Origin of the sequence: Micrococcus sp. HMSC31B01 (assembly GCF_001816085.1) — a bacterium.
Classification (GTDB): Bacteria; Actinomycetota; Actinomycetes; order Actinomycetales; family Micrococcaceae; genus Micrococcus; species Micrococcus luteus.
Genome location: NZ_KV825452.1, coordinates 1 through 5,796, shown reverse-complemented (window position 1 = coordinate 5,796; position 5,796 = coordinate 1). Strand labels below are relative to the sequence as shown.

Genomic DNA, 5,796 nt, shown 5'->3' with positions numbered 1-5,796 from the left:
CCCCCGACGACGGCGGCACGGCCGGTCCGGCGGGCCCGCCCCGGAACGCCTCGCCGAGGCGGGCAGGGCGGCGTGGACCGTGGCCGGCTCAGATGCCGAGCACGGCCTGGGCGATGAAGAAGTAGACGACCAGGCCGAGGGCGTCCACGAGCGTCGAGATGAACGGGTTCGAGAACACGGCGGGGTCGGCGCCGATCGTGCGGGCCGCCAACGGCATGAGACCGCCGACGGTGGCGGCGAAGGCACACACGGTGAACAGCGTCGCCCCGATCACGAGACCGACGGGCCACGAGAACACGAACCCGGCGAGCACGAGGCCCAGCAGGCCGATGCACCCGCCCAGGGCCATGCCGACGCGCAGCTCGCGGAACATCACGCGCGGCGCGTCGCGGGGCCGGACGTCGTCGAGGGCGAGCGCCCGGGTGACCGTGGTGGCCGCCTGGTTGCCCGTGTTGCCGCCGGTGCCGATGATCAGCGGGATGAACAGGGAGAGGACGACCATCTCCTCGAGCGTGTCCTCGAAGACGCCGAGCACCTGCACGGTGAGGGTGGCCCCGATCGCGAGCACGAGCAGCCACGTGATCCGCGAGCGCATCAGGCTCAGGACGGAGGTCGCCAGGTAGGGACGACCCAGCGGCTCCACGCCGCCGGCGCGGGCGGAGTCCTCGGTCGACCCCTCGTCGAGGACCTCGAGGGCGTCGGCCACCGTGAACACCCCGATCAGGCGACCCTCCGAGTCCGTCACCGGCACGGTCCACAGACGGCGGTCCGCGCAGAGCCGGGCCACCTCCTCGGCGTCCTCGGTGGCGACGGCGGACACCGGTTCCCGCATGATCTCCGAGACTCGCGCATCGAGCGGCTGCGTGACCAGCACGGAGACGTCGACGACGCCCGTCAGACGCGCCTGGGGACTGACCACCGGCACGGAGACGATGGCGGCCTGCTCCTGCCCCCCGTGCTCCCGGAGGTTCTCGAGCGCGGTGGACACGGTCCAGTCCTCGCGCAGGCGCACGGGCGCCATGCGCAACCGCCGTCCCACCGAGTCCGCCGGGTAGCCCAGGAGCCGGCCGGCCTTGCCGCTCGCCTCCGCGTCGAGCCCGGCGAGCATCTTGCGGGCCACGTTGGCCGGCATCTCGTCGAGCAGCCGGGCCTGGCCCGAGACCCGCAGCTCGGCGAAGAGGTCCTGGACCTGACCGTCCTGGAGCTTGCGCACCAGGTCGGACTGCTGGCCCGTCTCCATGGCCGCGAAGACCTGGACCGCCGTCGTCTTGTCCAGGAGGCGGAACAGCATCGGGGCCATGCGCGGCTCGGAGCGGTCCAGGAGGTCGAGCGCGTCGCCCGGGGACAGCGCGCGCAGCAGCTCGACCGCGCTGTCGAGGTCGTCCCTGCGCAGGTGCTCACGGATGCGGTCCTCGACGCTCTCGACCTCGCGGCGGGTCATCGCCTCGTCACCTCCTGGGGGTCGCGGGGGCCCGGTCCGGGCCCCCGTCCGGCAGCGGCGCGCCGCGCTCAGCCGTGGAAGAAGTGGCGCGCCCCGGTCAGGTACAGGCTCACGCCGGCGGCCTCGGCCGCGGCCACGACCTCCTCGTCCCGGACGGAGCCGCCCGGCTGGACGACGGCCTTCACGCCGGCGTCGATGAGGATCTGCAGCCCGTCCGCGAACGGGAAGAACGCGTCCGAGGCGGCCACGGACCCGCGGGCCCGCTCGGGGGCGCCCTCCCCGGAGACGTTCTCCGCGCCGCCGGCGCTGCTCACGTCCTGCCCGCCGGTCTGCGCGGCGCCCAGGGTGTTGGCGCGCTCGACGGCCAGGCGGCAGGAGTCGAGGCGGTTGACCTGGCCCATGCCCACGCCGACCGTGGCGCCGTCGTGGGCCAGCAGCACGGCGTTGGACTTGGCCGCGCGCACGGCGCGCCACGCGAAGGCCAGGTCAGCCAGGACGGCCTCGTCGGCGGCGGGGCCGGCGGCGAGGGTCCAGGTGGCCGGGTCGTCGCCGTCCGCGTCCACCGCGTCCGCGATCTGCAGCAGCATGCCGCCGGAGACCTGCTTGGCCTCCACGGCGTCCCGCAGGAAGCCCTCGGGCAGGCTCAGCAGGCGCAGGTTCTTCTTGGCGGAGAGGATCTCCAGGGCCTCGGGCTCGAACGCCGGGGCCACGACGACCTCCGTGAACACGTCCTTCACCTGGGCGGCCATGGCGGCGGTGACGGGGCGGTTGGCCGCGATCACGCCGCCGAACGCGGAGACCGGGTCGCACGCGTGGGCCTTGGCGTGCGCCTGCGCGATGTCCGTGCCCGCGTCCGTGACGGCCACGCCGCACGGGTTGGCGTGCTTGACGATCGCCACGGCCGGGACCGGGTGGTCGAAGGCGGCGCGCACCGCGGCGTCGGCGTCCACGTAGTTGTTGTAGCTCATCGGCTTGCCGTGCAGCAGCTCGGCCTGCGCGATGCCGGGGGCCGCCGAGGAGTCCAGGTACAGCGCCGCGGGCTGGTGCGGGTTCTCGCCGTAGCGCAGGATCTGCGCGCGCTCGAGGGAGAAGCCGGCGTAGGGCGGGAACACGGGGATCTCGTCGGCGTGCGTGTCCTCGCCGAAGTGGGCGGCGGTCCAGGCGGCCACGGCGTTGTCGTACGCCGCGGTGTGGGCGAAGGCCAGGGCGGCCAGGCGCCGGCGGGCGCGCAGGTCGAAGCCGCCGGACTGGGCGGCCTGGACGACCTCGCCGTAGCGGGCCGGGTCCACGACGATCGCCACGGACGCGTGGTTCTTCGCGGCCGCGCGCACCATGGACGGCCCGCCGATGTCGATCTGCTCGACGACGGCGTCCTCCGCGGCGCCCGAGTTCACGGTGTCCACGAACGGGTAGAGGTTCACGACGACGAGGTCGAACGGCTCCACCTCGAGCGCGCGCAGCTGGGTCACGTGGTCCTCGCGACGACGGTCCGCCAGGATGCCCGCGTGCACGCGCGGGTGCAGCGTCTTCACGCGGCCGTCCAGGCACTCCTGGAACCCGGTGACCTCGGCGACCTCGGTCACCGGCACGCCGGCGGCGGCGATGCGCTGGGCGGTGGAGCCGGTCGAGACGATCTGCACGCCCGCGGCGTGGAGCCCGGTGGCGAGCTCCTCGAGGCCGGTCTTGTCGTACACGGAGATCAGGGCCCGCTTCAGGGGCACCGTGTCCAGGACGGTGGTGATGGGCTGGGCAGAGGTCACGAGGGGGCGCTCCTTCGAGGGGGTCCGGGTGCGTCCCCCAGCATAGGCCGGGCCGCATAATGGCCCAGGCGTCCGCGTGACGGACCGCCCCCCACTCCACCCGACGAACGGGAGCCGACCATGTCCTCCGCCACCCCACCCCGCCCCAGCGCCGACGGCGCGCACCCCGGACCCGGGCCCGACGTCGTCGCCCCCGACGCCGCCCTGCCCACCGGCGAGGCGGTCGTCCAGGAGCTGCCGTGGCGCTGGTCCGTCCAGGGCCGCATCTTCCTGATCGGCGGCCTGGGCTTCATGTTCGACGCATGGGACGTCACGCTCAACGGCGTGATGATCCCGCTGCTGCGCGAGGAGTGGGCCCTGGACAAGGCGGACGCCGCGTGGATCGGCACCGCCAACCTCATCGGCATGGCCGTGGGCGCGTTCCTGTGGGGCACCATCGCGGACCGCATCGGCCGCAAGGCGGCGTTCGCGTGGACGCTCGCGATCTTCTCCGTGTTCACGATCGCGGGCGCGCTGACGGACTCCCTGCTGTGGTTCGCGCTGTTCCGCTTCGTGGCCGGCATGGGCCTGGGCGGCACGATCCCCGTGGACTACGCGCTCGTGGGCGAGTTCACCCCGCGCCGGCTGCGCGGCCGCGTCCTGGCCGCGATGGACGGCTGGTGGCCCGTCGGCGCCGCGCTGTGCGGCCTCGTCTCCGCCTGGCTCGTGGGCACGTGGGGCGACTGGCGCCTGCCCCTGCTGGCCATGGTCCTGCCGGCCCTGCTCGTGTTCGTCGTGCGCCTGGGCATCCCCGAGTCCCCGCTGTTCCTGATGAGCCGGGGCCGCGAGGCGCAGGCCCGCGCCGTCATCGACCGCATGGTGGCGGCCACCGGCGCACCCCGCCGGCCCTACGCGATGCCCCCGGCCGAGCCGGCCCGCTCCGGCGGCGTCGGCGCACAGCTCGCCGCGGTCTGGCGGTTCTCCCCGCGGATCACCGCGGTCGCCTGGGCCCTGTTCGTGGCCATCATGCTCGTCTACTACATCGCGCTGCAGTGGCTGCCGACGTTCCTCATCGACGCCGGCTACGCGGAGGGCCGCGCCTTCATCATGACCTCCGGCATGGCCGCGGCCGGCCTGCTCGGCGTGGTCGTGGCCACCGTGCTGATCGAGGTCACCGGCCGCCGCTGGCTGCTGGCCGTCAGCGCCGTCGTCGCGAGCGCCCTGACCGTCTGGCTGGCGAGCGTGCTGGACGTGCCCGCCGCGGTGCTGCCGCTCGTGCTGACGTTCGGCTTCGTGGTGCAGGTCGCGATCCCGGTGCTCTACACGTACGTCTCCGAGCTGTACCCGACGACGCTGCGCGCCTCCGGCTTCGGCTGGGCGTCGGCGGCCTCGCGGGTGGGCGCGGGCCTGGGCCCGCTGCTCTTCGTGGGCACGCTGGTCCCCGCCCTCGGGCTGCCGGGGGCGTTCGCCGTCACCGGCGGGCTCGTGGTCCTGGCCTGCGCGGCGATGCTGGCGCTGGCCCCGGAGACCCGCGGCCGCACCCTCGAGGTCAGCGCCGACTGAGCTCGCCGAGCACGCGCAGCAGCAGGGCCCGCTCCTGGACCTTGATGCGCTCGTGCAGCTCGGCCTCGGTGTCCGTGTCCAGCACGGGCACCGCGGCCTGCGCGAGGATCGGGCCGGTGTCCACGCCCGCGTCCACCACGTGCACGGTGCAGCCGGTGACCTTCACCCCGTGCGCCAGCGCGTCCCGGACGCCGTGGGCCCCCGGGAAGGAGGGCAGCAGGGCCGGGTGGGTGTTGAGGATGCGGCCCTCGAACCGCTCGAGCAGCGGGGCGCCCAGGATCCGCATGAACCCGGAGCACACCACCCAGTCCGGCGCGTAGGCGACGACGGCGTCCGCGAGCGCCTCGTCCCACGCGCGCCGGTCCGCGTGGTCCTTCGGGGACACCACGAACGTCTCGATCCCGTGGGCGCGGGCACGCTCCAGGCCGCCGGCGTCGGCGACGTCGGCGCCCACCGCGGCGATCTCCACGTCCAGGGCGCCGGAGGCGACGGCGTCGAGGACGGCCTGCAGGTTGGTGCCGGAACCGGAGACGAGGGCAACGATGCGCATGCGCCCATCGTAGGGTGAGGGGGTGTCCGCCCCCGTTCCCTCCTCCCCGCCCCGCCCGCCGCAGGGCGCCCCGGATCCCGGCCGCGTGCGCACCGGCCGTGCCCTGCTGTGGCAGTCCGTGGCGCTGCTGGGGATGGTGCTCTCCTTCTCCCTCGTGCTGCCGTGGAAGCTGATCGCCCTCGCGCTGGGGCTGGTCGCCCTCGTGCTCGGCGTGCGCGTGTGGGTCACGAGCCGCGGCGCCGAGCGCTCGGGGCTGCCCCGCGCGGTGGCGTCCGCCGGCATGGCGATGGCGCTGATGGGCATGACGACGGCGGCGCTGCCGCTGCTCGCGTGGGACGCGACGGTCCAGCTCGAGCAGTGCGGCGCCTCCGCGCTCACCGTGCGGGCGCAGCAGGCGTGCGCGGACGAGTTCACCCGTCAGGTGGAGGAGCGCACGGGGGTGCCCCAGCTGCGGCCCTGAGCCGCGGGCGTCAGTCCCGCGCCCGGCGCGGGGACGGCCGGTC

Annotated in this window: 5 protein-coding genes; 2 read left to right on the top strand and 3 right to left on the bottom strand. The window is 74.7% G+C overall.

Annotation, left to right across the window (positions count from 1 at the left end; all coding sequences use genetic code 11):
- Positions 1-88: 88 nt before the first annotated feature.
- Together mgtE and purH are read right to left on the bottom strand one after the other, a co-directional pair.
- Complete coding sequence (gene mgtE / locus HMPREF3105_RS12205) at positions 89-1,441, bottom strand: magnesium transporter (protein ID WP_070709862.1); 1,353 nt, start codon at positions 1,439-1,441, stop codon at positions 89-91.
- A 68-nt stretch (positions 1,442-1,509) separates the two neighbouring features.
- Positions 1,510-3,201, bottom strand: coding sequence for a bifunctional phosphoribosylaminoimidazolecarboxamide formyltransferase/IMP cyclohydrolase (gene purH / locus HMPREF3105_RS12200; RefSeq protein ID WP_070709860.1), 1,692 nt, complete (start codon positions 3,199-3,201; stop codon positions 1,510-1,512).
- Between the two features lie 120 nt (positions 3,202-3,321).
- On the opposite strand from purH, the gene HMPREF3105_RS12195 reads away from it, so the two are divergent.
- Positions 3,322-4,743: an MFS transporter gene (locus HMPREF3105_RS12195; RefSeq protein ID WP_070709858.1), complete on the top strand. Its 1,422-nt coding sequence runs from the start codon at positions 3,322-3,324 to the stop codon at positions 4,741-4,743.
- On the opposite strand, the gene purN is transcribed toward HMPREF3105_RS12195, so the two are convergent.
- A complete protein-coding gene (purN, locus tag HMPREF3105_RS12190; protein ID WP_020621609.1) occupies positions 4,730-5,293 on the bottom strand; it encodes a phosphoribosylglycinamide formyltransferase in 564 nt (187 codons plus the stop codon). The genes HMPREF3105_RS12195 and purN overlap by 14 nt on opposite strands.
- 22 nt (positions 5,294-5,315) lie before the next feature.
- On the opposite strand from purN, the gene HMPREF3105_RS12185 reads away from it, so the two are divergent.
- Positions 5,316-5,753 (top strand): hypothetical protein, encoded by a 438-nt coding sequence (locus HMPREF3105_RS12185; protein WP_070709856.1) that lies wholly within the window; start codon positions 5,316-5,318, stop codon positions 5,751-5,753.
- Positions 5,754-5,796 lie beyond the last annotated feature (43 nt).